This is a genomic window from Pseudomonas sp. GW821-FHT01D09, from assembly GCF_059422465.1.
Genome location: NZ_JBWKWY010000028.1, coordinates 44,058 through 68,450 on the forward strand (window position 1 = coordinate 44,058; position 24,393 = coordinate 68,450).

Genomic DNA, 24,393 nt, shown 5'->3' on the forward strand with positions numbered 1-24,393 from the left:
GAATATCCTTATTCAGTACAGGTTGGGTAAACAGTGCATTCACGCCCGTCAGGCATCTTGAAAGGCCTGAAATGGGCAGCGCCCTTTGTACAAAAACCATATTGATCGTCCATGTTCTTCCCCTGGCAACGCTTCCACCCTTGTGGAACGCGAACCCAGGTATTGCCCATGTAAGGCTTCTCTTCGTTCGCAACTTCCAGGACCAGCCGGAGCGTGTTGCCTGGCAGTCGGTTGCGCGGCACGACCCCACCGGCCGGTGCCCCCTGCGGTTGCCCTTCGTTGTCCAGCGCGTTGCATTTAAGAATTTTCCTGATGGCATGCTGCGATCCAAGGGTACGAAACAGCCACTGACATCGCCCTTTCAACTCCGGCGCACCCAACTCGGGCCGCTCAACACCTGCACGGTCCTGAATGTAGATAGCCGCCATATCTGCGCCGACATCGGTATCGCGCACGCCCCACCGGGCATAAAAATCAAATTCCACGCTGCGCAACACCAACGGGCAGCCTTCTACCGTTTCAGTCAGGGGCAGCTCCTGGGTCACGCGGCTGGCTGTCGGGTTGTAGGGCACACTAAAAATCTTCCGCTCTGGCCTTTTGCCTCGGCGCCAAGGCAAGGTGCAGCTTTCACCTGTCGCCGGGCTGTAGTTGGCGGCGCTTTTAACACGGAAATTGGCCGGCAAGTCCACCTGCAACGTCACGCGATCAACGGGTATGCGCGCACATCCCGACGTGCACGCCATGCCAAGCGCAAGCCATGCCCCCCACTCCCGCCTATTCATGCTGATGCCCCAGCGTGCGCCACTGCTCCACCACCCGCCCAAAGTGATCCCCCGGTGTCTCCGCCACCAATGGCGGCCACCGGAGCACGCTCGCTCGCGTCGCTTCCTCCAAACGCCGCACCACCAAGAACTCCAACTGTTCCGGCTCTCGCCATTGCCAGGTGCGGGCCTGCTCCAGTACATGGGCCAACCATATCTTCGGGTCCTGGAACTCAACCAGGGCCACGAGGTTTTCGCTGTGTTCGGCCAACAGGTAGCGCAGGATATTGGCCTGCAGAATGGCCTTGGCCTGGGGGTTGGGGAGGTTTAGCCAAGGGACGGGATCGGGTACCGGGTACTTGCCCGGCGCCGGATTGCTGGCACTGCACCATTGCGCTTCATGCCAGTAGCACACGCTGATCAACGGCCCGAGATAGGCTGGCCATTGCGCTACCGGCAAGTAGCCCAGCGCACGTGCCAGGGTGCGGTTGTCGTGGAAACGGTACAGGGCCTGATTGCCCGGGGGCCCTACCAGCATCCGCGCCTGCCAATGCTCGATAACGCCGCCTAGGTCCACGTCGGGCAAACTGCCCAGCCAGCCCCAGTTCGCCTCGGGGTGCTCCAGCAAGCCTGCCAACGCAGGCTCACCAAGATGCTCCACTGACAGGATCACTGGCCCGGCCGCCGCCAATTCTGCCACTGCGCTCGTGCCGTAGAGGTTGCAATACTGCGCCCGATTGCCAGACGCCATCAGCCTCTGGAGCACGTCGTTGTTTCCCTCAAGGATCAAGCACAGCCGACGCCCTGCCTGCTGCTGTTGGGTCATCCATTGGCCTGGCATGCGCGCCATCAAGCCACCCTCCCGCCAAGGTCGCAGACCGCTTCACGGCAGTGCTCGCAGACCGGGCAAAAGTCCGCCCCGATCTGCCTGGCCATATGCATGATCACGCCCTGGACCGCTGAAAGATACGGCCCCGGATCGCCCGGCCCCAAGGGACTGGCCGCGTGCGCGGCGACCGGCGAGCCCCCCAGGGTGATGGGGCGACTGCTGAAAATACCGCCGGCCTGGATCAGCAGGTGTTCTCCTCCGGCCTTGAAGCTCAACTGCGCACCAGCGTCGATCACCAGGCTGGCACCCGCCTTGAGATGAACCTGTTGCCCGGCCTCGATCACCAGGTTCTGGCCGATACAGGCCTGGCTATCGCCCTGTACCTGGCGGTGCTCGCCACCCCCGACCAGGACTTTGCGATCACCGCGAACGTGGTGGTGCTCTTCGCTTTCCAGGTGGACCGTGCTCAGACCGTGAATGGTTTCACGCCGCTGCCCACCAACTTCCAGGTGGCTGTCATGGCCCACCTGCTGCTGCAAATCCCGCTGGGCCCGCAGGTAGATGAGTTCTTCACCCAGGCGGTCCTCCAGATGCAGTTCGTTGGAGCCTGCGCCACCGGGGCAACTGTGGCTGCGCAATACGCTGCGGGTCTTGTATTGCGGCAATGGATAGGCTGGCCTGTGCCGCGCATTGGGCAGGCAACCGTTGATCAACGGCCGGTCAGGGTCGCCTTCCAGGAAGGTCACCAGCACTTCCATGCCGACCCGGGGCGTCATGATCGCGCCAAAACCGTCACCCGCCCACCCGGAGGCCACACGTACCCAACAACTGCTTTTATCACTCGCGGTGTCCAGGCGATCCCAGTGAAACCGCACCTTCACTCGACCATAGGCATCGCAATGCACTTCCTCGCCCACCGGGCCTGTCACTGTAGCGGTCTGGCTGCCGGTGATCGTCGGCTTGGGGTGCTTGAGCGCCGGGCGATGGACCGCGCGCCAGGGCGTGGCGTTGAAGCGGTTGCGATAGCCCTGGAACACCTCAGCACCGGGCATTGCCTCTTCCAGCACCTGGGGTTGATAACCCTCGTGACGCACTGAAGTCAGCAGCCACAAGTCATTGCAGGCGGGTTGCGGGTGATCGCGCAATGGCAGGAAATGGCCACTGCACAACGCCGGCTGATCACTCTTGCCCAAGGCCCGGTGACGGTCGCGCTGATGGCGCTCCAGGCTGCGACGCGCCAGTTGCGCACCCCGCGCATGGCCGGTAAAGCCGCCAGGGTAGTGATAGTCCTCAAGGGGCGGCACCGCTGTAGCCCCGGCCTGTTCCTGCAGGCGCCGCGAAGGATGCTCGAAATCATGATCACGCCGGACAGCCTGGCGACTGCGGGTAGCCAGGCGCACATCGAACCGCTGGATCACCCGCATCTCGGCGGCCGGGCCGCTGGCCGGGCAAAAACGCTGTACAGGCAGGCGCCGGAATACCGTCTGGTCATCACCAAACACCACTACATGGGCATCCGGGCTGTGGCGGAAGTGGTAGTGAATCCCCTCTTCTTCACACAGCCGCTGGATAAAGTGCAGGTCGCTCTCGGCGTATTGCACACAGAACGTGCGCGGCGGATAGACCACAGGGCCTAACTCGAAGGCATACGCATCGGCCAGGATTGCGTGGTGTTCAAGCACGGCCGCGATAATCTGCGGCACGCTGCGTTGCTGAAAGATGCGCTGGTCACGGCGATGCGCCAGCCATGCCAGGCGCGGGGCCAGGGTCAGGCGATAACGGGTGAGCCGAGCCCCTGGATCGTCGCGGCCAACGGCATACACCTGCCCGTGCAGCCCTTGGCCCGCGTCGCCAAAACCCAGGTAGGCCGGCTGGTGCAGCAATGCTTCCAGGTCAAGGCCAGGGTTTTCGCTGACCAGTTGCACCTCGATGAAATATGGCTGGTCCAGGGCCTCGCGGCCTTTGAATGCCAGTACTTGAAAGTCGGCCTCTACGCTTTGAAGCGTAAAGTTGAAACGTGACGAAACAAACGCGTTAACCATCCGTTGTTACCCGCCATAACTATTTGACTGAAACACTCCCTCCCGCCAAACATAAACCCTGCGGCCAAAGAAAGTGCCTGAACGCCCTAAAGATTAGCGAGGTCCGCGAGAATCCGGCACTTTCAAAAATAAAAAAGAAGTTTCGTACGAAGAGAATGGAAGTCTCTTTTACAAGATGAGAAATCCTTAAAATAAACCAGACAGCAACAGCAGGAACTTACTTACACAACTCCCCGAATAACAAGTAAACAATAAAGAAACGACTGACACTTATTTAAGCCCTCAAGTACTTCAGTCTTGAAGCACTGCGGCCCCGAACAGGCTGACACTCAGCAACGTATCGGCCTGAACCTGCAAGCGTACTGGCGCTGTGCCGCCCGGCATCACCACCGCCACCTCTCCTGCCTCGACCCACCCCGCCCGCCATGCCGCACAGGCCACCGCGCTGGCACTGGTCCCGGAGGACGCCGTGGGACCCTCGCCGCGCTCGAACACCCGGGCAATCACCCGATTGGCAGCGTCGCGCGCAGCCCATTGCAGGTTGACCCCGGCAACACAGGGCCGGCCATTGCCAGCCGGAGGGGCAAAGGCCATCGCTTTCAATGGCTCGAACAGCCCAGGCTGGTGCATCTGCCGATTGTCCGGCAAGGCCGATGCGTGCTCGACCAGGGTCACGCAATGGGGGTTGCCGATACGCACAAATTGACTGCGCGCCCATTGCGGGTTGATCGCAGCCAGCTCACGTACATGACCAGGCCCGGAGCTTCCCTGCCCCAACGCGCCCACCGCCTGTGGCCCGAATTCCGGCTGCCCCAGCGCCAACCAGAACCCCGGGACCTGGCCATGGACTGCCGGCTCAACCCAGGTTGCTAGCGGCGATAGCCCACCCGGTTGGTCGTGGTGCACCCGCAGCTCACAGGCCCGGGGCATCAGCCCCGCATCCGTCAGGGCCTGGGCAAAAATCGTCAAGCCGTTGCCGCTGCGCTCGGCCAGGGAACCATCGGTATTGATAATCAGCAGGTCATACGGCGGCGCAGCCTGGAACGGCCCGACCAGCAAACCATCGCAGCGATAGGCCTTGGCCTCGGCTGGACGCGGCAACGTCCCCCAGCCACATTCGGCCGCTATCGCCGACGCCGCCCACCCCTGGCGAGTGCTGGCGGCCAGGGCGGCGCTTGTGGGCACGGCAATGCCCCGGCGGCGTAACAAGGCCGGGCTGACCACACCGTAGATATTGCCGCGAGCGTTGTAGAACAGGGTCATGGGGTGATCCACCTCAGTATCCGCCAATATCGGCCATGGGAAAAACGCCTGGCGATTGTGGGGGATGTCTGGGTGCGGCACCACCCAAGCTGTGTGCATCCCCCTGGCAAAACCAGCCACGCCCCCTACACTTCTGTTTTCCCTGGATGGACGTTTTCATCAGGCCGAAGTCCGTGCGCAGTCGAACAAACGCCGTCCTCATGTTCCCGGAGGATGCACCATGAAGCCACTTGCCCCGCAACATCCCATTGAAACGCTGTACCGCGCTGGCCGCAAAACGTTCATTGAACTGGTACCTGATGGCGGCGCACGCCTGGACGCGCTGTTCCATACCGCACCGGCCCTGGGCGAATTGGCGGTCGGCGTGGTGTATGGCTATCTGCATGATCGCCCCGGCCTTGATCCACGCCTGCAGGAGGCCGCGATTTTTGCCGCGATCGCCGCCGCCGGCATGGTCGGCCCACCGTTGAGCGTGCACTTCAAGACCAGCCTGGCCCAAGGCCTGGCGCCTGGGGAGCTGACGGAATTGTTATTGCTCGCCTCGGCCTTTACCGGTTTCCCCCGTGCCGTCGCCACCGCCGACCAGCTCAACCTGCTGTTTGCCGGGGCCAACCTGCCCTCGCCTCCGCCACCGACACCCCGCGCCGTGGCAGTAGCGTTTTGCGAAAGCGTGCGCCAGGGCCACCCGTCGTTCCCGGTGGATGCCCAGGCTCGAAAGCTGCTGCGCAAACCCCATAAGCTGTCGCTGCACGCCACCGCTGCGGATCGGGTGATGGTGGAGAGTTACATCGGCCAGGAAACCACGCCGCGCGGCACGCTTGTGGTGCGGGTCGATGGCGCTGATGTGGTGCACGTCAGGGCGTATCTCCCTGCACCGACCTGACCCGTGCACACATGAAAGTTCGCGCTCGCCAAGGGAACCTGGCTCGCTCCAGAGGGACTGATGTGCAAGGATGTCGCGCCGGACATCGTTCGCTGAACGCAACCCCCAAGGACTTTCATGACTGCCATTCCTACCCCAGCGCCCGTGGTTCCAGGCCGCCTGGAACAAATGTCGACCCGTATCGCGTTTTTTATTGCCGGCTTTGGCATTGCCGCCTGGGCACCGCTGGTGCCCTATGCCAAGGCTCGCGCCCAGCTCAACGAAGGCACGCTGGGCCTGTTGCTGCTGTGCCTGGGGGTGGGGTCGATCCTTGCCATGCCCGTGGCCGGCGCGCTGGCATCACGCTATGGCTGCCGACGCGTGCTGAGCGCCGGCACGCTCCTGCTCTGCGTGGCCTTGCCGATGCTGGCCACCGTCAGCTCGATCCCCTGGCTGATGGCCGGGTTGTTTCTGTTTGGTGCAGGCCTGGGCACGGTGGACTCCACCGTCAACCTGCAGGCGGTGATCGTGGAGCGGGCCAGTGGCAAAACCATGATGTCGGGCTTCCACGGGCTGTTCAGCCTGGGGGGGATTGTCGGGGCGGCGGGTGTCAGCGCGTTGTTGGGGTTGGGGTTGTCACCGCTGTCGGCCACCCTGGTGGTAATCGTGATTACCCTGGCCGCCCTGCTCAAGGCGGCCCCCCATCTGCTGCCCTACGGCAGTGAAAGCTCCGGCCCTGCCTTTGCCATTCCCCATGGGGTGGTGCTGTTTATCGGCTGCCTGTGCTTTATCGTGTTCCTGGCAGAAGGTGCCGTGCTCGACTGGAGCGCGGTGTTCCTCAGTGACGAACGCGGCCTCGACGAAGCCTATGCGGGCCTGGGTTATGCGGCGTTTGCCTTGACCATGACCCTCGGGCGCCTGACCGGCGATAGGATTGTGCGTCGCCTGGGCGCCAAACGGGTGATCGTGATCGGTGGCTTGTTGGCCACCGCCGGCATGCTGTTGGCCACACTGCTCCCGGCCTGGGAAACCGCGCTGCTGGGCTATGCCCTGGTAGGCGCCGGCTGTTCTAATATCGTGCCGGTGCTGTACACCGCCGTCGGCAAGCAAAAGGTCATGCCGGAGCATATTGCAGTACCCGCCATTACCACCCTGGGTTATGCCGGTATTCTCGCCGGCCCCGCGTTGATCGGCTTTATCGCCCATGGCAGCAGCTTGAGCGTGGCCTTTGTGTTGATCGCCGTGCTGCTGCTGGGCGTGGCAATCAGCGGGAAAATACTGCGGGTGTAAGGCCCGCAAGGCGCTACAGGTTTTTGTTGTTTTCGAGCCAGCCGTCAAGGTCTTTGTTGCTCAACCATCCCTTCTGGTAATGATTGCCGTAGAGGCGTCGCCAGCCAGAATGGACGCGCTCCAGCGAGCTCAATAGCCGGGGACGGTCCACCAGGTTTTTTGACATGTACACCAGTTGCTCGCTGTACATCTTTTTCGGCAACCCGGTGGCGGGGTCCCGGATAACGGCGCCGTCCTTGTCCGTTTCGTCCGGGTCCCGGCTGATTGAGACCAGCCTCGCGATTTCGACGTAGCCGACCTGCTCAAAAAAGCCCGTGCGGTCCCGGGACCGGTCACGCAGTTCATCAAAGGCCGCCCTGAACGCCTGCACCAACTCGATATTGGTCTTGGCGTGAAAAGGGTCCGAACTGAAGGCGTTGGGGTCGCTGTTGCCAAACATTCCCTGTACGGCCTTCGACAGACTTTCCCGCGTTATAAAACCCTCCTCATCAAGGATCGCGTCGATCAACCGCGGGCGTTGGAGCAGGGCCTTGGCCAGCAGGATGGCGTTGTTGAACACCGGCGTTTCCGTCATTTTTTCACCGGCGATTCGCTGCAATGAAGACAGTTTCAATCCTTCATTTTTCATGGAATTTTTCCAGCACGGTGAAATGCTCGGCCAGCGCCGTCACTAACTGGCTATCCGGCAATTGGGTATAGGGATTCACATGGGTGTTACGCGTCGCAGGCGTGTTTCTCAGTTCCTGATGATGCAGCCTGACCTCGTCGGGCGTGGCCCAGCGCAAGGGGCGCCTGAACCCCGATGTCCGGATTGTATTGGGCAACGGTTGATTGTCGACCTGCCACGCAGGCGGCGTGTTCTCGCTTGAAGCAGCATGGGCTTTGTGTTGTGCGTCATCCGGTATCGCATCATGGCGGCTCGTAACATCGGGCCGCAGGAAAGGGATCCCACCGTCAATTGCCATGATTCATCTCCACCTCTTTCAGATCCATACTCAGGCCGGCCAACACCACCGTCACTGCAAGGGTGGCTTTCCAGCAAGCGCAAAGTATGTGGCCAACGACCAGCAATGGTTCCGGGGTGGCCGACCATTTTCGATGACTGCATGTAAACAATGAGCAAGGCTTGGCTGCGGCCTCAATCAAGCACCCGGTCGGGAAACGCCCAGCAAGGCTTTTATGGCATTGATCAGCCCCGTCGGGGGCTCCGCAGCAGCCTCCATGGGCGCGCCTGGCACAGAGGGCGTGCGGTAGGCCAGCATGCCCTTGGCGAAGTCATCCGCCGCCGGGGCCTTGAAGGTGTACTGGCCGGAAAAATTCTTGACTCGCTGAACTTCGGTGCCTTCCTCGCCAGGCATACCCTGACCCTGGGCAGCGAAATGGCGGCACTGCGTGTGGTTGTCGCAAGGGGGGGCAAGAAGGGATTGCGGCAGGCCGGGAGTTTGAGTTCCAAACGACGTTGAAGTCATGTCGACACCCTCTCTTTGAGTGAAACCGACGGCGTCATAAAGGCCGTCAGATACACGTTATGTGGCAAACCGCTGAAAACAGTTCCTGATCATTGAGGGGCAGGTGATGAGTGGATGCGGGGCATCCTGGGCGAACCGGGAAACACCGCGAAAGACTCGTGGCGCTCCCCGGTTCTGTGCTTGCAATGCAATACCCGTGGTTTAACGGGACAACTTCCTCAACCCCCACCAACTGATCCTGCCGTCCTCGTCACGCCCCGCGGTATTGTCCATTTTTTGCAACAACTCGGACCGGTTGGTGAGTTCCTTCGCCAGGTAGGTGAGTTCATCTTTTTTAGGGTTACCCGTCAGGTCTTTTATGGCCGTCTGATAGATTTTGTCGAGTTTGATCTCTCTTCGCCAAAATGGATCCCAGGATTTATCTTCGAGCCGACTAAAATTCTTGAGCAGATCCTTGGCCAGTTCTTTGTCGTCCTTATACTTCAGCGGGCTGTCAGAGAGTATGACGTCCCTGATGTTTTGCCGGGTGAGCTTCTGATCCAGCCCGCCCGTACTACCATTGCGATCAAGGGCCTGCAGGAGGTCCGGACGCTTCAGGATTTCCCTGGCCAGCCGGGTGTTCGAGTCCTTGTGGGCGTAGCCTGTGAGGGAACGTTCTGCTCTATCTTTCAAGTCCTGCTGCGTAATATAGGACGAGTCGTCCTTACTACTGAACCCCGAGAAGTTTTTCAGCAGTTTCTGGGCCAGTTCATCATGGCTGAACTGTGAATACACCGGATCGGGTTTCTGGGGAAATGGCCTTGGCGGCGGGTTCCCAGGAAGCACAGGCTTGGCCGGGGAAAAAAACCCTTTCAGGCTGACGAAAAAACCCTGACCTGTCGCCCCTGCCGATCCTGCCGCCAGCGCTCCCCCCCCAGAGCCTTGTGCCATCGACGGCGCAGCCGCAAACATCGGGCCCGACTGACTCGTTATCCCGCTGAAACTAGGCCCGCTGGTGGCTGATACGGTGACGGCGGCCGAGACGGTAGCGCCCTTGGCATTGCCGGGCAGGTTAGGTGTGGCGCCATTCGGTAGATTGACGACAGACTGGTTGAAAGCTGATACCGACATATTGATCTCCAGTGCGGCTTGTTGACACGATTTACCACACCGTCCACAGCCCCCGACGATAGCCTGATCGCGAGCCGCCCGTGCACAGTGGGCTAATCGGGTATGTGGCAGGCCTACAGAGTTCGGTTCCTCAAAGTGATGAAAGCGGCTAAAAAAAGGTAGGAAATGGGTCAAGGCAACCCTTCAACAGCGGCAGCAGGGTCGTAAGCTGCAAGAGGAACGGCAGGAGGAAAAGCGCACCGGGACAAGCCCCATTGCCGCTGCCCCGGTCACACTCTCGATCAGGGCAGGCGACGCTCGCCCCCGTCAACGAACCGTCAAAACCCTACGCTCGCCTGTACAAAGAACGTACGCGGCTCACCCAGGTAGATCCCGGAGTTGTTATCGCTGGAACGGGTGTAGTGCTGCTGGTCAAACAGGTTTTTCACCCCCACCCCCAATTTCAGGTTCGACAACTGTGCGCCAAAGTCATAGCCACTGCGCACGTTGACGGACACATAGCCCGGAATATCACCGTACTGGCCATCAGCGGTCGGCTGGGTGATATAGGTGCTGGTGGTGCCTGGCGCCCGCTGGCCGGACTGGGCATACGCGTCCAGGTTGTGGGTCCAGTGGTTGACCGCGTAGCGCAGCCCCAGGGTCGCCACTTGCCGGGAGTACAGCGGCAGGTCACGGCCCTTGAACGCCACATCGCCTTCGGCGGTCGCCCTGGTGTAGGTCAAGCCGGCATTGGCACTCAGCCCCTCCAGGCGCGGGTCGAGGTTGGCCAGGTCGTAATGGGCCGAGGTTTCGATACCGGCGTGCTTGGTGGCCCCCAGGTTGGTCCAGCCCACGTCATTGCTGACGTACTGCAACTCATCGGCAAAATCGATGTAGAACAGCGTCACTTCGCCGCCCCATACCGTGTCGTTGTAGCGCGTACCCACCTCGTAGGTCTTGGCCTTTTCCGGTTGCAGGCCGTTGGCCGTCTGGTCGCCATTACCACCCTGGCCCAGCTGGAAATACTGCAAGCTGCCGAAGGACGTTTCGTAGTTGGCAAACAGCTTCCACGCATCGGAGACGTGGTACATCACGCTCAGCGCCGGCAGCGGTTCGTTGTTCTTGATCTGGCGGTGCTTCTCCTGGGTGCGGCGGCCATTGAGCGCCACCACCGGGCGGTCATGCCATTGGGTGCGGATGCTTTCAAAGCGGATACCAGGGGTGATCGTCCACTTGCCCACGTCGATCTTGTCATCGATATAGAACGCGTTGGCCTCGGTGCCACCGGTGCGGTCCTGGTACACATGGCCGTCACTCTGGCCACCCGGCGTGGGCACGTTGTTGACCAGGTTGAGGCTGGTGGCCTGTTCGTGCATGCCTTCTTTCAAGTAACGGTAGCCGATACTGGCTTCCTGGGTGGTCGGCCCCAGGTCGAACACATGGGACACCCGTGGCTCAATGCCGAAGGTGTAGTAGGTACGTGGGTAGGAACTGAGGGTTTTCAGGTCGCGGTTGGCGATGTTGCTGCCACGGAAGCTGTCGGAATAATAGGTCAGCACCTCAGCCTGGGTCCGGTCGTCGATCTGGCGGATGTACTTGAACGACACATCCTTGCGCCGGCCGCTGAAGTTGTCCCAGTCGCGCACCGACTGGTAAGGGTTGGCGTCGAACTGCTGCTGGGTCAGGCCGCCCGGCATGTCGGCGCTGGCGTCGTAGTAATGGAAGTTGAGGGTGAAGTCGTCTTGATCGGTCGGCGCCCAGTGGGTCTTGAGGATCACATCGTCGATGTCGTTGCCATTGTTGCTGTCGCGATAACCGTTGCCATTGACCCCGGAATACAGGAGCGCCATGCCCATGCCATTGTCGGCGGTGCCACCGATAAAGGCGTTGTCGATATGTTTCCAACCGCCATGGGCAGCGGTTTGCAGGGTGGTGCCGACTTCACCGGAAAAGGTCTCGGGGATCGCCCGGGTCACGAAGTTAATCACGCCGCCGACGTTCTGCGGGCCATAGCGCACGGAACCGGCGCCGCGGACCACGTCGATGCTTTCCAGGTTGCCGGCGGAAATCGGTGCCATCGACAACTGGGGCTGGCCATAGGGCGCGAACGCCGCAGGAATGCCGTCGATCAGCACCGTGGAGCGTGGCGACAGGCGCGATGTCAGGCCACGTACGCCGACATTGAGGGAAATATCGCTGCCGCCGGTGCCGTTGGATTCCTGCACCTGCACCCCGGGCACCCGGCGCAGTACGTCACCAACGTTCATCGCGCCCTGCTCCACCATGGCCTCGCGGCGGATCACGGTCCGTGCGCCGGGATGGTTCTGCACCACTTCGGCATTGGCGTCGCCCAGCCAGTCGCCCACGACCTTGATATCTGTCGCGCCCAGTTCCAGGGGCGAGCCGGCTTCACCGCTGCCCTGGGCCAGCGGATGCAGGGTCACCGAGCCCGAGTCGATCCGGTAGTCCAGGCCACTGCCTTGCAGCAACTGGCGCAGGGCCTGTTCCGGCGCCAGGTTGCCATCGACGGCCGGGGCTTGCTTGCCGGCCACCATTGCCGGGCTGAAAAACACTTGCAGCGCGGTTTGCTGGCCCAATTGGCTCAGCGCCGCTCCCAGGGGCTGGGCCTTGATATGGATGGCCTCGTCGGCATAGGCCGCGGTACTGATCGCCAAGGCCAGGGCCAACGGCGCCCAGCGGGGTGTTTTATGGTTGTGCGCAGCGAGTTTATTCACGTCGTAATCCCAGGAAAGCACGGCTGTTAATGCAAACCAGTTGCAGTTGGACAAGAAGACGAAGAACTCGGAAAAAACCTGAACCTAGCGTGCAATTATTTCCTGGCTACCGTCGGGCAGCGTGCGCAGGGCCACCGGTAGAATGTGCGGCAAAGCCTTGAGCAAGGCCTCGGTGTCGTGGGTGTTGAACACGCTGGTCAAGCGCAGGTCGCTGGCCGCGGCGCTAACCCGCAGGGGCTTTTCGCGGTAGCGCGAGGCTTCCCGCGCCACCTCGGCCAGGCTGGCGTCGTTGAACACCAGCTTGCCGGTCTGCCAGGCCATGAGCGCCTGGGCGTTGACCGGGCGGGCCGCCGCAACCGTGCCCTGGCTGTCGATCGAGGTGCCCAGGCCCGCCGTCAGGGTGACCACCGGCTGCGCCGCCCGCCCCTGGACCTTGACCGTTCCCGCCTCGACCACCACGCGGGTCTGGTCATCGTCGCGGCGCACGTCAAAGCGGGTACCGGTGACCGTCACCTGCCCGGCCCCGGCCTGCACCACAAAAGGCCGGCTGGTGTCGTGCTCGACGCGAAACAGCGCTTCACCCTGCTTGAGCACAATCGCCCGTCGGCCCTTTTCGTAATGCACCGCGACGACGCTGCGGCTGTTGAGGTCCATCAGCGAACCGTCCGGCAGCGCCACTTGCCGACGCTCCCCCAACAGCGTACTGAACTCAGCATCGTAGACCGCCGGATGCTCCAGGCCGCTGAACAGCCCAAGGCCCACAGCCACCGCCAGCACGCTGGCCGCCATGGCATAGCGCACGGCGCCACGACGCTTGCGCGGCCCAGGCGTATCGAGCAAGGCCTGCAAACGCCCCTTGGGCAGCAGGTCGGCGGCGCGCCACAGCCCTTGCAGCACCTCGAATTCGTACTGGTGCGCAGGATGTTCCCCACACCAGGTGTCGAAAAGACGTTGCTCCTCAACGTTCAAGGGTAGGTCCTGCAAACGCACGAACCACCGCGCCGCCTCGTCACGCACCGCTGCGCGGCCACAGGCACACTCACGGGTATCCATCATGGAAGATCCTGTTTCAAAGCGGGCATTGGTCATGGGGCCAGCGCATCCAGGCGCTCGCGTAAATGCCGCAGGGTGCGGATCATATACTTTTCCACCATGTTTTTAGAAAGCCCCAGGCGCTCGGCGATTTCCTGTTGGGTCAGGCCTTCGATCTTTTGCCAGATGAAAATCCTGCGGCAATTGAGAGGCAATTCGGCCAGGGCCCGCTCGATGGAGTCCGCCAACTGGACCGCGTGCATGTAATGCTCTGGGTCGCCACTGTGCGACGCACCCTGCTCAAACGCCGGCAGCGCCAGCGCGTCGCGCCGGTCGGCACGACGATGGGCATCCACCGCAATATTGCGCGCCGTCTGGTGCAAATAGGCGCGCGGCTGCTCAACCCGCGTCGACTTGGCTTCCAACACCCGTACGAACGTATCGTGGGCCAGGTCCTCGGCCTGCTGGCGATTGCGCAAGCGCCGCGTCCAGGTCCCGACCAACTCTTCGTAGTACGCGAAAAAGCCAGGTCGGCGGGGCGGCTGAGGAGTCATCGGGGGAGCACTGGGTCGGCGGGGCGGGAATAGTAATGCTTCCTATTAAGTGGAGCAATTGCTTGCCGTCGCCACAGCCACTTCTACACCAACCGCCTGATCGGCTGATGCCGCCACACCAACCGGTAATACGCGGTCTGCAACCCGAGCATCACCAGGTAAGTCACCGGAAACGCCATCCATACCCCTTCCAGGCCAAAGCGTGCATTGAGCAGGTACGCCACCGGCAGCTCCACGCCCAGCACGCAGAAGATCGAGATCGCCACCGGCATCAGCACCACGCCGCTGGCGCGCATGATGCCGCCAATCACCGCCTGGAAACCGAATACCAGAATGCTCCAGAGCATGATGTGCAACAGGTGTTCGGCCTGGACCCGCGCCGAGTCCTCGGTGATGAACAGGCCCAGCAGCCAGTGGGACAAGGCATAGCCGAGCACGATCAGGCCACCGGTCAGGCACAGGTTGATCGCAAGCCCAGTGCGCAGGATCGGCCCGATGCGTTCCAGGCGCCCGCCCCCAGGCCAATCACCAGGGCGATAAAAAAGAACACGATGGGAAACATCCCCGACACCGCCGCCAGCGCCTGAGTGCCGAGCATCTGCCCGACATAGATGCCATTGAGGGTGCCGGAAAAACTCTGGAGGAAGTTGGACAGCACCATCGGCGCAAGAAAGAACAGGTAGACCTGCCACAGCGGGCGTTGCAAAGGGCTTGGCATGAACAGGGAGGCCTCGGGCGAACACAGGGACCGTGGGGTTATAGCGTATTGGATCCGATATTGCTTGCCCTTGCGCTAGGCCGCCTGTGGCCCCGCCAGCCTTGCCGAGCTGACAAAAATCGCGATCCCCACAAACACCAGGCCAATGGCGGCCAATTGCGCGACGCTCATCTGTTCGTCAAACAACAGCCAGGAGGTGACGATACCCGACACCGGCACCAGCAACGACAGCGGCGCCACCGTCGACGCCGGGTACTTTTTCATCAGGGTGTTCCAGATCCAGTACCCGGCGATGGTGGTGATATAGCACTGGAAAACAATCGAGAATCCGGCCCCCCACGTCAAATCGGACAGCAGGTTGCGAAACGGTGCGGGCCCCTCCACCGCCAGCGTCATCCCGCCGATGACCGGCACCGCAAACAGGCTCGACCAGACAATAAAGGCCACCATGTCCCCCGGCCGCTTGAGCTTGATAATCAGGTTGCACAACGACCAGGATACCCCCGCCAACAGCACCAGGCCGATCCCCACGGTGGTCGAGACCGCCTCGGACAGGTGCAAGATCAGCAATAACCCCGCCAGCGAAAACAGCATGCCGAGCATGTGGATGCGGGTGATTGCCTCCTTGAGCACCAGGTGGCTCAACAGGATGGTAAAGAACGCACTGAACTGCAAAAACACCGACGACATGCCCGCCGACAGGCCGTTGTACATGGCAAAGTTCACCACCCACCACAACCCCGCACCAAACAGCGCGCCGTATACGGCCAGGGTCAGCCATGACACGCCTTTAGGCCTTTGGATAAACAGCACCAGGGGGATGGCACAGAAGGTAAACCTGAGCAACGTCAGCATAAAGGCATCCAGCGACTGCAACCCAAGCCCTATCACCGAGAAATTCGCGCCCCAGATCACCGTTACCAGCACGCCGGCGAATAAATCCCTATACCTCAACTTCATATCAACACAACCTTGTCAATCAATAAGGCGAGAGGAAAACAAGACGCTCTCGCTAGCAGTCAACCCGTGTTAAACGGTTGGCGATTCCAATGTCTTGGGCGCGATACCAAAGTAGACAAAGTTATCGAAGTCTTCATGGCGATAAGTGTCATGCCGCTCGTAATAGTTGTAGACCACCGACAACTTCTGCTCGGTGACCGTCGGTTCACTGTCATGCAGGGTCTTGCGGCCTTGCATGATCAGCAGCGCACCTTTTTTGGCGTAGATGGTTTTATGTTCAGTCCAGGGCGCTTTGCGGCTGGGGTGGGAGCGCTCGATTTGCATGCGCAAGGGCGCTTCCTGGTTGCTGGTGAGAAACAGCAGGACCGTAATGCCATTAGTGTCGTAATGCAGCCCCAATGTACCGCCACCCGGCGGGTAGGCCTTGATATTGATATCCGACAGCGGATACGGCGACACCACCGTATCGGTGTGGGTCACCAGGCTGACCAGCGGCACCAGGCTGTGGTAGATCGCCGTCAGTTCCGGCAAATAGGCCCGGATGTCATCGCCCTTGAAGATATGGTGGTTATATTCCCCACCCAGGTCGGACACCGCATCCGTGCCCAGGCTGTGATGCCGCACATGGGTCACGCCGTTGGCCCCGATAATGGCATTGACCCGTTGCGCGAGCATGTCACACAGGTCCTCGGGGACCAGGCCTTCAATCACGGTTGCCAGGTTATAAAAATAATCATGCCGGTGTTGATTGATATCGAACATGGTTTCTCCACTCAATAACTTAACGTTAATCACGCCAGGTGCTGGCGCGGAGCAACCCTACTTAAACTTATCAATATCGAAAACTACCCGCACGGCCAGTTGCAAAACCACCCACCACCATAACTAATAAAAGCCAATTTCTTATATTCCCTAGAGCTAACAATACCATTAAACATTTTTAATGACGCAACTAGCCAACAACTAAGCATTAACCACCCAACATTTCCCGCAACCGATACCCCAGCATCCCCAATGCCAGCAACGGCGAACGCAAGGCCTTGCCGCCGGGGAACGTCATATGGGGCACCCGGCTGAAGGTATCCAGGCCCTGGCTGACGCCGGCGTGGATCCCTTCGGCCAGCAGCCGCGCGCACCAGTGGGTGACATTGAGCCCGTGCCCCGAATAACCCTGGGCGTAAAACACGTTGGGATACTGCTGCAACCGACCCACCTGGGGAAAGCGATTGGCGGTAATACCAATCTTGCCGCCCCACTGGAACTCAATGGCCGTGTTGAACAACTGTGGAAACACCTTGAGCATCTTCGGCCGCATATAGGCGGCGATATCCACCGGGTCCCGCCCCGAATAATGACAGGCGCCACCGAACAACAGCCGGCGGTCGGCGGAAAGCCGATAGTAGTCCAGGCCGACTTTCTGGTCGCACAGCGCCAGGTTCTGCGGGCTCAATTCATCGGCGAGTGCAGCCGGCAACGGCTCGGTGGCGATGATATAGCTGCCGGCCGGCAGCACCTTGCCGCTCAGGCGTGGCTCCAGTTCGTCGAGGTGCGCGTTGCACGCCAACACCAGGCTGCCGGCCCGCACGGTGCCACCGGCGCAGCGCACCTGCACGGTGTCGCCATGGCTCAGTTGCAGCACCGCGCTGTGCTCGAAGATCCGCACCCCCAGGGCCTCGGCCACGCGGGCCTCGCCCAACACCAGGTTCAGTGGATGCAAGTGACCGGAGCCCATGTCCACCAAGCCCCCGGCGTACCGGGTCGAGCCGACCACCTGTGCCATATCCTGCGCCGCCACCCGCCGGGTTTCAGGTAGGTAACCCAGGGCCGCAAGGCTGTCCTGCTCCCCCTTGAACGCAGCAAATTGCGCCGGCGTATTGGCCAGTTCGCAAAAGCCCCAGCGCAGGTCGCAGTCGATGCCATGCTCACGGATGCGCTCCCCCACCAGTGCCACCGAATCGATACCCGCGCGCTGCAAATAACGCACGCCCTCCTCGCCCACATGCCGAGCAAACCCCGAAACGTCATGGCCAATACCCCGGATCAACTGCCCGCCATTGCGCCCGCTGGCGCCCCAGCCAATGCGCCGGGCCTCCAGGAGGATCACCGACAGGCCACGCTGGGCCAGCTCGATGGCGGTATTGACGCCGGTAAAACCGCCGCCGATCACACACACATCGGCACTCAGGTCCGCAGCCAGTGCCGCGCGCTGGGGCATGGCATGGGCCGACGCCAGGTAATAGGAACGGGCATGGTCTTGGGGCTGATTCATCGGTTGGACTTCACTTTGCTCCAGGCCCGGGTCATCACACGCATGATGGCCGGGCTGGGGGTGGTGGAAATGTACAGTTTGTCGAGCACGGCCTGGGGCGGGTACACCTCGGGGTTGTTCACCAGCTCTGGTGCCATGAAGGCCTTCGCCGCCAGGTTGGGGTTGGCGTAGCCAACGTAGGTACTGACCTTGGCAATCACCTCGGGGTCCAGCAGGTTGTTGATAAACGCGTGGGCCTGTTGCGGGTTAGTGGCGTCTGCGGGAATCGCCAGCAAGTCGAACCACAGGTTGCTGCCTTCCTTGGGAATCGCATAGGCGATGTTCACGCCATTCTTGGCTTCCTTGGCGCGGTTGGCCGCCTGGAACACATCGCCGGAGTAACCGAAGGCCACGCAGATATCACCGTTGGCCAGGTCCGAGATGTACTTGGAAGAGTGGAAATAGGTGATGTACGGGCGCAAGGTCAGCAGCTTGGCCTCGGCCTTTTCATAATCGCCGACCTGCTCGCTGCGCGGGTCCATGCCCATATAGTTGAGGATCGCCGGGAACGCTTCATCCGCCGAGTCCAGGAACGCCACGCCGCATTGCTGCAGCTTCTTCAGGTTCTCGGGCTCGAACAGCACCGCCCAAGAATCGATCTGCTCGATGCCCAGCACTTGCTTGACCTTGTCGACGTTATAGCCAATGCCATTGGTGCCCCACAGGTACGGCACCGCATGGGCATTGCCGGGGTCGTTCTGCTCCAGCAACTTGAGCAGCTTGGGGTCCAGGTTCGGGTAGTTGGGCAGTTGTGCGCGGTCCAGTTTAAGGAACGCCCCGGCCTTGACCTGGCGCCCCAGGAAATGATTGGACGGCACCACCACGTCATACCCGGTACGCCCCGCCAGCAGCTTGCCCTCCAGGGTTTCATTGGAGTCGAACACGTCGTAGACCACCTTGATCCCGGTCTTGGCCTGGAAATCGGCCAGGGTGGTCTCGCCGATGTAATCGGTCCAGTTGTAGACACTGACCGTCGGCGCGGCGTGGCTGGCGCTGCTGAACACTGCGGCGAGGGCCAGTGGGAGGAGCTGTTTGACGAGACGCATATCGACACCTTTTTTTATGGTTGAGGGTGGAGTCAGACACTCAGCAGCAGGAACTCACGCTCCCAGGAGCTGATCACCCGCTTGAAGTTTTCATGTTCGGCACGTTTCACCGCGACATAGCCCCGCACGAACTTGTCCCCCAGGTATTGCTTGACCGTATCGCAGGCCTCCATGCGCGCCAGGGCATCTTCGATGGTAATCGGCAGGCGCAGGTTGCGGCGTTCATAGGCGCGGCCTTCCACCGGGGCGCTCGGTTCGATCTTTTCGATCATCCCCAGGTAGCCGCACAACAGGCTGGCAGCAATGGCCAGGTAGGGGTTGGCATCGGCCCCCGGCAGGCGGTTTTCGACGCGCATCGCGTCGGGGCTGGAGGTCGGCACGCGCAGGCCGACGGTGCGGTTTTCTTCGCCCCACTCCACGTTGACCGGGGCCGAGGTGTCGGGCAGGAAGCGGCGGAACGAGTTGACGTTGGGCGCGAACATCGGCAGCAGCAGCGGGATGTATTTCTGCAGGCCGCCAATATGCTGCAGGAACAGCGGGCTCATCTGCCCGTCGGCATCGACAAACACCGGCTTGCCCGTGGCAATCTCCACCACGCTCTGGTGCAGGTGCATGGCGCTGCCCGGCTCGTCGGCCACCGGCTTGGCCATAAAGGTCGCGGCCACATTGTGCTTGAGCGCGGCTTCGCGCAGGGTGCGCTTGAACACGGTGATCTGGTCGGCCAGGTCGAGGGCATCGCCGTGGCGGAAGTTGATTTCCATCTGCGCCGGGCCGTCTTCGTGGATCAGCGTGTCGAGGTCCAGGCCCTGGGCTTCGCACCAGTCGTACACATCCTCAAACAGCGGGTCGAACTCGTTGGCCGCATCGATGGAAAACGACTGGCGCCCGGTTTCGGCACGCCCGGAACGGCCCACCGGGGTTTTCAGCGGCAGGTCCGGGTCTTCGCAACGCTGGGTCAAGTAAAACTCCATTTCCGGCGCGACAATCGGCTGCCAGCCCTGTTCGGTATAGAGTTGCAGGACCTTTTTCAGCACATTGCGCGGCGACAACTCGATGGGGTTGCCCTGCTTGTCGAAGGTGTCGTGGATCACGATGGCGGTGGGCTCGATGGCCCACGGCACCACGTAGGTGGCGTTGGCCACCGGGCGGCAGATCATGTCGATATCGGCCGGGTCCAGCAGGTCGTAGTAGATATCGTCGTCGACAAAATCCCCGGTTACCGTTTGCAGCAACACACTTTCCGGCAGGCGCATGCCGCGCTCATGCAAGAACTTGTTGGTGGGCGCAATCTTGCCGCGGGCGATGCCCGTCAGGTCGCTGATCACGCATTCGACTTCGGTAATCTTGTGTTCTTTCAGCCAGGTGGACAGCTGATCGAAAGGGGCATTCATAAAGACCTCGGCATGGGTGGGATGCTGCGCCGGCTTGTACTTGCGGCGCATTGAGGTCTATCTTGGGCCAGCCTTCAAACGGCATCTATCCACTTTGCACGACCCACAACGCACCAATAGAGTGCGCACGGATCACCCATGACACAGGCAACCGCTTTGCGCGTACAGGCCTTCACCACCGGTGATGTGGCCGCCCAATGCAGTGCGACACCCGGTTGGGTGCAGCAGTACCAGCAGATGTCCCCGGGGCATTTTGCCGGGCAGGTCCGCTACCTCGACCTGCAGGGGGTACAGGTGTACGAAGAGTGCATGAACACCCGCGTCGAGCAGCACTTCAACGCGCCGCCAGGCTCGCTCGCGTTCTGTTTCGACGGCAGCGACAACACGCTGTACCTGCTCAATGGCGAAAGCCGCAACACCTGGATCACCCCGGAAAACTACCGGGAAGTGGCCGTGGTGTTCGGCCCGCAGTTCGTGCAACGCCATGGCCTGGAGATGGCCAGACTCGAAGGCCTGTTCATGGCGCCGTTGACCGGCCAACAAAACGCGCTGTTCAGCCGCTGGCTCAGTGGCACCCTGACACGCTTGTCCAGCATGATCGACCCGCTCAGCCGCGATGCCCTCACCCGGCAACTGCTGGACGATTGCCTGTTTATCCTCGACAACGCCTGTGTGTGCCTGGACCACCACTCATTGCAGCGCCGCAGCGAAGCACGCCGGCTGATGGCACGCATCGGCGCGTGGGCGGCGGATGCGCCGGATGAAAGCGTCAACCTGCTGCAACTGGCGCAGATTGCCGGCGTACCGTTGCGCCAATTGCAGCAGGGGTTCAAGACCTACACCGGAATGAGCCCGGCGCAATGGTTGCGCCTGCGCCGGTTGAACGGCGCACGCCGCGAGTTGTTGAGCGCAACCGATACCACGGTGGCCGAGGTGGCGATGAATTGGTCGTTCTGGCATTTGGGGCGGTTTTCCCAGAGCTACCGGGCGCTGTTCAAGGAACTGCCGAGCGAAACCCGCAAACGCCATTGCTCAAATGCAATCCCCTGTAGGAGCTAGGGTGGGTCAATGGCTACTGACACACCGCTATCACAGCCCCGGAAAGATTGGCGTGAAGCCTCAGACACTGTGTCTCGAACAGCCGGGCCAAGCCGAGTACTTGTAAAGCCGCGCACTTATGCCTAGCTTATGCGCCCCCGCCCCGCGCTTTAAGGCCTTGCCCCATGGTTTTGCGTTTTCGCCCCGTCGTCACCCCACGTTTGGCCCTCGGCCTGTTGCTCAGCGGCGGCATCGGCAACAGCCTGGCGGCTGAGCTGGAACTGCCGGCACTGAACATCCAGGGCCAGGATGAGTCCGGTTATCGCGCACAAAGCGCGTCGGTCGGCGGCTTCGATGAAGCGCCGCTGCTCGACACCCCGGCCTCGATCACCGTGATCAACGCCGCGCTGATCAAGGACCAGCAGGCCCGCCTGCTCAGCGAAGTGCTGCGCAACGACGCCTCGGTGGGCGAAAGCTATGCGCCGATCGGCTACTACGAAAATTTCGTGGTCCGGGGCTTTTCCCTGAATGCCGCCAGCAGCTACAAGATCAACGGGCGCACGATCACTGGCGAGCAGAACGTCGCCCTGGAAAACAAGCAGCGGGTGGAATTGCTCAAGGGCCTGGCGGGTCTGCAAAGCGGGATTGCCGAACCCAGCGGCGTGATCAACTACGTGACCAAGCGCCCGGAAGACGTGCGTTCGGTCACGGTGTCCACCGATGATCGCGGCAGCGGCTATATCGCCACCGATGTCGGCGGCTGGTTTGGCAGCGAGCAGCAATTCGGCCTGCGCGCCAATGTCGCCCATGAAGACCTCAATTCCTATGTCGAACACGCCAATGGCCAGCGGGATTTTGTGTCCCTGGCCTTCGACTGGAACATCAGCCCCGACGCCGTGCTGCAACTGGATGCCGAATACCAGGACAAGCAACAGCGCTCGGTGCCCGGCTACCAGTTGCTCGGCGGCACCGAAGTGCCCCACGACGCCTCGCCGAAAAAACTGCTCGGCCACCAGAGCGGCGCCAAACAGGTGGGTATCGACTCGCTGAACCTCAACGGCAAGTTCGAGTACCGCTTCACTGACCAGTGGAAAGGCAGCGTCAGCGCGGCCCGCAGCAAGGTGGTGATTGATGACTACAGTTCGTTTGCCTGGGGGTGCTACGGCTCTCCCAGTTGCGCCGGCGTCAAAGTGCCCAACTACTTCAGCCCGGAAGGCAACTACGATATCGCTGACTACCGCAGCCCCGACGACACCCGGCGCAATGATGAAGTCCAGGCGGCCATGAGCGGCCTGTTCAGCATGGCCGGCCTGAGCCATGAACTGACCTTCGGCACCAGCGCGTTTCGCCGGGTGATCGACAAGCGCAAGTCGGTCAACGAATACATCGGCAGCGGCAATATCGATCAGGACCCGGAAACCTTCCCGCCCACCGACAAGCCCCTGAACGACAGCCACCGGCGCCTCGACAGCCGCCAGTACGGGCTGTTCGTCACCGACCGCATCCGCTTCAACGAGCAGTGGCAAACCGTGCTCGGTGGCCGCGAAGTGCGCCTGGATGAAAAAGCCTTCGATCAAGAGGGCGTGCAGGAGCGTCACACCCAGCAGTACGAATTCCTGCCCAACGCTGCGCTGATCTATAAGCCAATGGACAACCTGTCGCTGTACACCAGCTACAGCAAGGGCCTGTCCCTGGGTGGCGAGGCGCCGTGGTATGCGAGCAATGACGGGGAAATCCTCGCCCCCACCGTCTCACGCCAGATCGAAGCCGGGGTGAAATACGACTGGCGCCGCATCAGCTTCGCCGCCGCGGTGTTCCAGACTCGCCAGGCCTACCAATACGCCAAGCCCGATAGCGCCGGCGACTTCACCTACGTGCAGCAGGGCCAGCAGAAAAACACCGGGCTGGAACTGTCGGCCAATGGCTGGGCCACCGAGCGTTTGCAGATTGCGACCAGCGTGGCGGCGATTCGCGCCCGGGTGAACGGCAGCGGCACGCCGCAATACGAAGATCACCAGACGATCAACGTGCCCAAGCTGCGTGCCAGTGTGTACGCCGACTACGCCCTGCCCTGGGTCAACGGCCTGGCGGTGCTCGGCGGCGTGCAATACAGCGCCAGCAAGAAGGCCAACCGTACCGGCAATGTGGAAGTGGGGGATTATGCGCTGGTCAATATCGGCAGCCGCTACACCACCAAGGTCGATGGCTATGAAACGGTGTTGCGCCTGAGCGTCGACAACCTGTTCGACAAGCGCTACTGGCGTGACGCCGGCGAATACATGGGCGATGACTATCTGTTCCAGGGTGCGCCACTGACCGCGCGCTTGAGTGCTTCCGTCAACTTCTGACCCCGGCCCCTGTGGAACCTGGCTTGTGGCTTGTGTGAGGCTGGCTTGTGTGGGAGCTGGCTTGCCTGCGATGCAGGCGCCTCGGTCTATCAGTAAGACCGCGGTGATGCCATCGCAGGCAAGCCAGCTCCTACATTAGCCAGCACCTACCCTTGCATATCGTTACTTGGGCATCTTGCGAAAGCCCACCGCCAGGCGGTTCCAGCTGTTGATGGTGGCAATGGCCACGCTCAGGTCGACCTGTTCGGCCGGGCTGAACTCGGCCTTGAGCAAGGCGTAATCTTCATCGGCGGCGTGGGTCTGGCTGATCAGCGTCAGGCTTTCGGCCCAGGCCAGGGCGGCACGTTCGCGTGGGGTGAAGAACGGCGTTTCGCGCCAGGCCGAGAGGGTGCACAGGCGGCGTTCGGTCTCGCCGCCCTTGCGTGCGTCGGCGGTGTGCATGTCCAGGCAGAAGGCGCAGCCGTTGATCTGCGACACCCGCAGGCGCACCAGTTCCAGCAGGGGCAGTTCGATGGACAGTTTGCCGACGGCCGCCTCCAGGGCGAGCATGGCTTTCAGGGCGTCGGGGGAAGCGGTGTAGAAGTCGATGCGCGCGTGCATGGTGTTGCTCCAGGACAGTAAAAATCGGGGCCCAGCTTAATCACCCCACGGCCACAGA

21 protein-coding genes and 1 pseudogene are annotated in these 24,393 nt (G+C 61.6%); 4 read left to right on the forward strand and 18 right to left on the reverse strand.

The genetic code is table 11. The features are described 5' to 3' along the window. Positions 1-8: 8 nt before the first annotated feature. The 4 genes from AC07W7_RS20920 to AC07W7_RS20935 form a co-directional block, all read right to left on the reverse strand. On the reverse strand, positions 9-782 hold the full coding sequence (locus AC07W7_RS20920) for a hypothetical protein (protein WP_495040046.1): 774 nt from the start codon (positions 780-782) through the stop codon (positions 9-11). Beyond that, positions 775-1,611, reverse strand: a complete 837-nt coding sequence (locus tag AC07W7_RS20925) for a DUF4123 domain-containing protein (RefSeq protein WP_495040047.1) — start codon at positions 1,609-1,611, stop codon at positions 775-777. The genes AC07W7_RS20920 and AC07W7_RS20925 overlap by 8 nt, the downstream gene beginning before the upstream one ends. Next, positions 1,611-3,632 (reverse strand): type VI secretion system tip protein TssI/VgrG, encoded by a 2,022-nt coding sequence (tssI, locus tag AC07W7_RS20930; RefSeq protein WP_495040048.1) that lies wholly within the window; start codon positions 3,630-3,632, stop codon positions 1,611-1,613. The genes AC07W7_RS20925 and tssI overlap by 1 nt, the downstream gene beginning before the upstream one ends. A 291-nt stretch (positions 3,633-3,923) precedes the next feature. Continuing rightward, positions 3,924-4,895 (reverse strand): diaminopimelate epimerase, encoded by a 972-nt coding sequence (locus AC07W7_RS20935; protein ID WP_236310195.1) that lies wholly within the window; start codon positions 4,893-4,895, stop codon positions 3,924-3,926. Positions 4,896-5,115: 220 nt separating this feature from the next. On the opposite strand from AC07W7_RS20935, the gene AC07W7_RS20940 reads away from it, so the two are divergent. After that, complete coding sequence (locus tag AC07W7_RS20940; protein WP_495040049.1) at positions 5,116-5,778, forward strand: carboxymuconolactone decarboxylase family protein; 663 nt, start codon at positions 5,116-5,118, stop codon at positions 5,776-5,778. 117 nt (positions 5,779-5,895) lie between these two features. Next, complete coding sequence (locus tag AC07W7_RS20945) at positions 5,896-7,047, forward strand: MFS transporter (RefSeq protein WP_076964350.1); 1,152 nt, start codon at positions 5,896-5,898, stop codon at positions 7,045-7,047. A gap of 13 nt (positions 7,048-7,060) precedes the next feature. Here AC07W7_RS20945 and AC07W7_RS20950 read toward each other — a convergent pair whose 3' ends face one another. The 13 genes and pseudogenes from AC07W7_RS20950 to AC07W7_RS21010 form a co-directional block, all read right to left on the reverse strand. Continuing rightward, on the reverse strand, positions 7,061-7,675 hold the full coding sequence (locus AC07W7_RS20950) for a type III secretion effector protein (RefSeq protein ID WP_495040050.1): 615 nt from the start codon (positions 7,673-7,675) through the stop codon (positions 7,061-7,063). Beyond that, positions 7,665-8,012, reverse strand: coding sequence for a hypothetical protein (locus AC07W7_RS20955; protein ID WP_076964352.1), 348 nt, complete (start codon positions 8,010-8,012; stop codon positions 7,665-7,667). Before AC07W7_RS20955 ends, AC07W7_RS20950 begins: the two co-directional genes overlap by 11 nt. A 177-nt stretch (positions 8,013-8,189) precedes the next feature. Next, the gene (locus AC07W7_RS20960; protein ID WP_076964367.1) at positions 8,190-8,405 is read right to left on the reverse strand and encodes a hypothetical protein; all 216 of its coding nucleotides are present in this window, start codon (positions 8,403-8,405) and stop codon (positions 8,190-8,192) included. A gap of 312 nt (positions 8,406-8,717) precedes the next feature. Further along, the gene (locus AC07W7_RS20965) at positions 8,718-9,626 is read right to left on the reverse strand and encodes a hypothetical protein (protein ID WP_495040051.1); all 909 of its coding nucleotides are present in this window, start codon (positions 9,624-9,626) and stop codon (positions 8,718-8,720) included. A gap of 317 nt (positions 9,627-9,943) precedes the next feature. Further along, positions 9,944-12,340: a TonB-dependent siderophore receptor gene (locus tag AC07W7_RS20970; RefSeq protein WP_495040052.1), complete on the reverse strand. Its 2,397-nt coding sequence runs from the start codon at positions 12,338-12,340 to the stop codon at positions 9,944-9,946. 84 nt (positions 12,341-12,424) lie between these two features. Further along, positions 12,425-13,393 (reverse strand): FecR family protein, encoded by a 969-nt coding sequence (locus tag AC07W7_RS20975; RefSeq protein ID WP_169902099.1) that lies wholly within the window; start codon positions 13,391-13,393, stop codon positions 12,425-12,427. Between the two features lie 32 nt (positions 13,394-13,425). Further along, on the reverse strand, positions 13,426-13,926 hold the full coding sequence (locus AC07W7_RS20980) for a sigma-70 family RNA polymerase sigma factor (protein WP_076964354.1): 501 nt from the start codon (positions 13,924-13,926) through the stop codon (positions 13,426-13,428). Positions 13,927-14,009: 83 nt separating this feature from the next. After that, positions 14,010-14,644: pseudogene (locus AC07W7_RS20985) on the reverse strand (MATE family efflux transporter). A gap of 75 nt (positions 14,645-14,719) precedes the next feature. Beyond that, positions 14,720-15,604, reverse strand: coding sequence for an EamA family transporter (locus AC07W7_RS20990; protein ID WP_169867114.1), 885 nt, complete (start codon positions 15,602-15,604; stop codon positions 14,720-14,722). 69 nt (positions 15,605-15,673) lie between these two features. Beyond that, complete coding sequence (locus AC07W7_RS20995; protein ID WP_076964356.1) at positions 15,674-16,366, reverse strand: hypothetical protein; 693 nt, start codon at positions 16,364-16,366, stop codon at positions 15,674-15,676. Positions 16,367-16,574: 208 nt separating this feature from the next. Continuing rightward, complete coding sequence (locus AC07W7_RS21000; protein WP_495040053.1) at positions 16,575-17,873, reverse strand: NAD(P)/FAD-dependent oxidoreductase; 1,299 nt, start codon at positions 17,871-17,873, stop codon at positions 16,575-16,577. Beyond that, positions 17,870-18,958, reverse strand: coding sequence for a polyamine ABC transporter substrate-binding protein (locus AC07W7_RS21005; protein WP_495040054.1), 1,089 nt, complete (start codon positions 18,956-18,958; stop codon positions 17,870-17,872). The genes AC07W7_RS21000 and AC07W7_RS21005 overlap by 4 nt, the downstream gene beginning before the upstream one ends. A gap of 32 nt (positions 18,959-18,990) precedes the next feature. Further along, positions 18,991-20,349, reverse strand: coding sequence for a glutamine synthetase family protein (locus AC07W7_RS21010; RefSeq protein WP_169902100.1), 1,359 nt, complete (start codon positions 20,347-20,349; stop codon positions 18,991-18,993). A gap of 138 nt (positions 20,350-20,487) precedes the next feature. Between AC07W7_RS21010 and AC07W7_RS21015 the strand changes: the two genes are divergently transcribed. Together AC07W7_RS21015 and AC07W7_RS21020 are read left to right on the forward strand one after the other, a co-directional pair. Continuing rightward, positions 20,488-21,408 carry a helix-turn-helix domain-containing protein gene (locus tag AC07W7_RS21015; RefSeq protein ID WP_495040055.1) on the forward strand — a complete coding sequence of 307 codons (921 nt, stop codon included), beginning with the start codon at positions 20,488-20,490 and terminating at the stop codon, positions 21,406-21,408. Positions 21,409-21,572: 164 nt separating this feature from the next. Beyond that, entirely contained in the window at positions 21,573-23,735 is a 2,163-nt protein-coding gene (locus AC07W7_RS21020; protein ID WP_495040056.1) for a TonB-dependent siderophore receptor, read from the forward strand. A 162-nt stretch (positions 23,736-23,897) separates the two neighbouring features. Here the strand turns inward: AC07W7_RS21020 and AC07W7_RS21025 are convergent, their stop codons facing one another. Further along, positions 23,898-24,335, reverse strand: coding sequence for a carboxymuconolactone decarboxylase family protein (locus AC07W7_RS21025; RefSeq protein ID WP_076964360.1), 438 nt, complete (start codon positions 24,333-24,335; stop codon positions 23,898-23,900). Positions 24,336-24,393 lie beyond the last annotated feature (58 nt).

Bases quoted from the DNA above. Each gene is read 5' to 3' on its own strand.
- AC07W7_RS21025 (WP_076964360.1), bottom strand. From the start codon at position 24,335: ATGCACGCGCGCATCGACTTCTACACCGCTTCCCCCGACGCCCTGAAA.
- tssI (WP_495040048.1), bottom strand. From the start codon at position 3,632: ATGGTTAACGCGTTTGTTTCGTCACGTTTCAACTTTACGCTTCAAAGC.
- AC07W7_RS20980 (WP_076964354.1), bottom strand. From the start codon at position 13,926: ATGACTCCTCAGCCGCCCCGCCGACCTGGCTTTTTCGCGTACTACGAA.
- AC07W7_RS20995 (WP_076964356.1), bottom strand. From the start codon at position 16,366: ATGTTCGATATCAATCAACACCGGCATGATTATTTTTATAACCTGGCA.
- AC07W7_RS20945 (WP_076964350.1), top strand. From the start codon at position 5,896: ATGACTGCCATTCCTACCCCAGCGCCCGTGGTTCCAGGCCGCCTGGAA.
- AC07W7_RS20975 (WP_169902099.1), bottom strand. From the start codon at position 13,393: ATGGATACCCGTGAGTGTGCCTGTGGCCGCGCAGCGGTGCGTGACGAG.
- AC07W7_RS20925 (WP_495040047.1), bottom strand. From the start codon at position 1,611: ATGGCGCGCATGCCAGGCCAATGGATGACCCAACAGCAGCAGGCAGGG.
- AC07W7_RS21020 (WP_495040056.1), top strand. From the start codon at position 21,573: ATGGTTTTGCGTTTTCGCCCCGTCGTCACCCCACGTTTGGCCCTCGGC.
- AC07W7_RS20940 (WP_495040049.1), top strand. From the start codon at position 5,116: ATGAAGCCACTTGCCCCGCAACATCCCATTGAAACGCTGTACCGCGCT.
- AC07W7_RS20965 (WP_495040051.1), bottom strand. From the start codon at position 9,626: ATGTCGGTATCAGCTTTCAACCAGTCTGTCGTCAATCTACCGAATGGC.
- AC07W7_RS20955 (WP_076964352.1), bottom strand. From the start codon at position 8,012: ATGGCAATTGACGGTGGGATCCCTTTCCTGCGGCCCGATGTTACGAGC.
- AC07W7_RS21015 (WP_495040055.1), top strand. From the start codon at position 20,488: ATGACACAGGCAACCGCTTTGCGCGTACAGGCCTTCACCACCGGTGAT.
- AC07W7_RS20935 (WP_236310195.1), bottom strand. From the start codon at position 4,895: ATGACCCTGTTCTACAACGCTCGCGGCAATATCTACGGTGTGGTCAGC.
- AC07W7_RS21005 (WP_495040054.1), bottom strand. From the start codon at position 18,958: ATGCGTCTCGTCAAACAGCTCCTCCCACTGGCCCTCGCCGCAGTGTTC.
- AC07W7_RS21000 (WP_495040053.1), bottom strand. From the start codon at position 17,873: ATGAATCAGCCCCAAGACCATGCCCGTTCCTATTACCTGGCGTCGGCC.
- AC07W7_RS20950 (WP_495040050.1), bottom strand. From the start codon at position 7,675: ATGAAAAATGAAGGATTGAAACTGTCTTCATTGCAGCGAATCGCCGGT.
- AC07W7_RS20920 (WP_495040046.1), bottom strand. From the start codon at position 782: ATGAATAGGCGGGAGTGGGGGGCATGGCTTGCGCTTGGCATGGCGTGC.
- AC07W7_RS20960 (WP_076964367.1), bottom strand. From the start codon at position 8,405: ATGCCTGGCGAGGAAGGCACCGAAGTTCAGCGAGTCAAGAATTTTTCC.
- AC07W7_RS21010 (WP_169902100.1), bottom strand. From the start codon at position 20,349: ATGAATGCCCCTTTCGATCAGCTGTCCACCTGGCTGAAAGAACACAAG.
- AC07W7_RS20990 (WP_169867114.1), bottom strand. From the start codon at position 15,604: ATGAAGTTGAGGTATAGGGATTTATTCGCCGGCGTGCTGGTAACGGTG.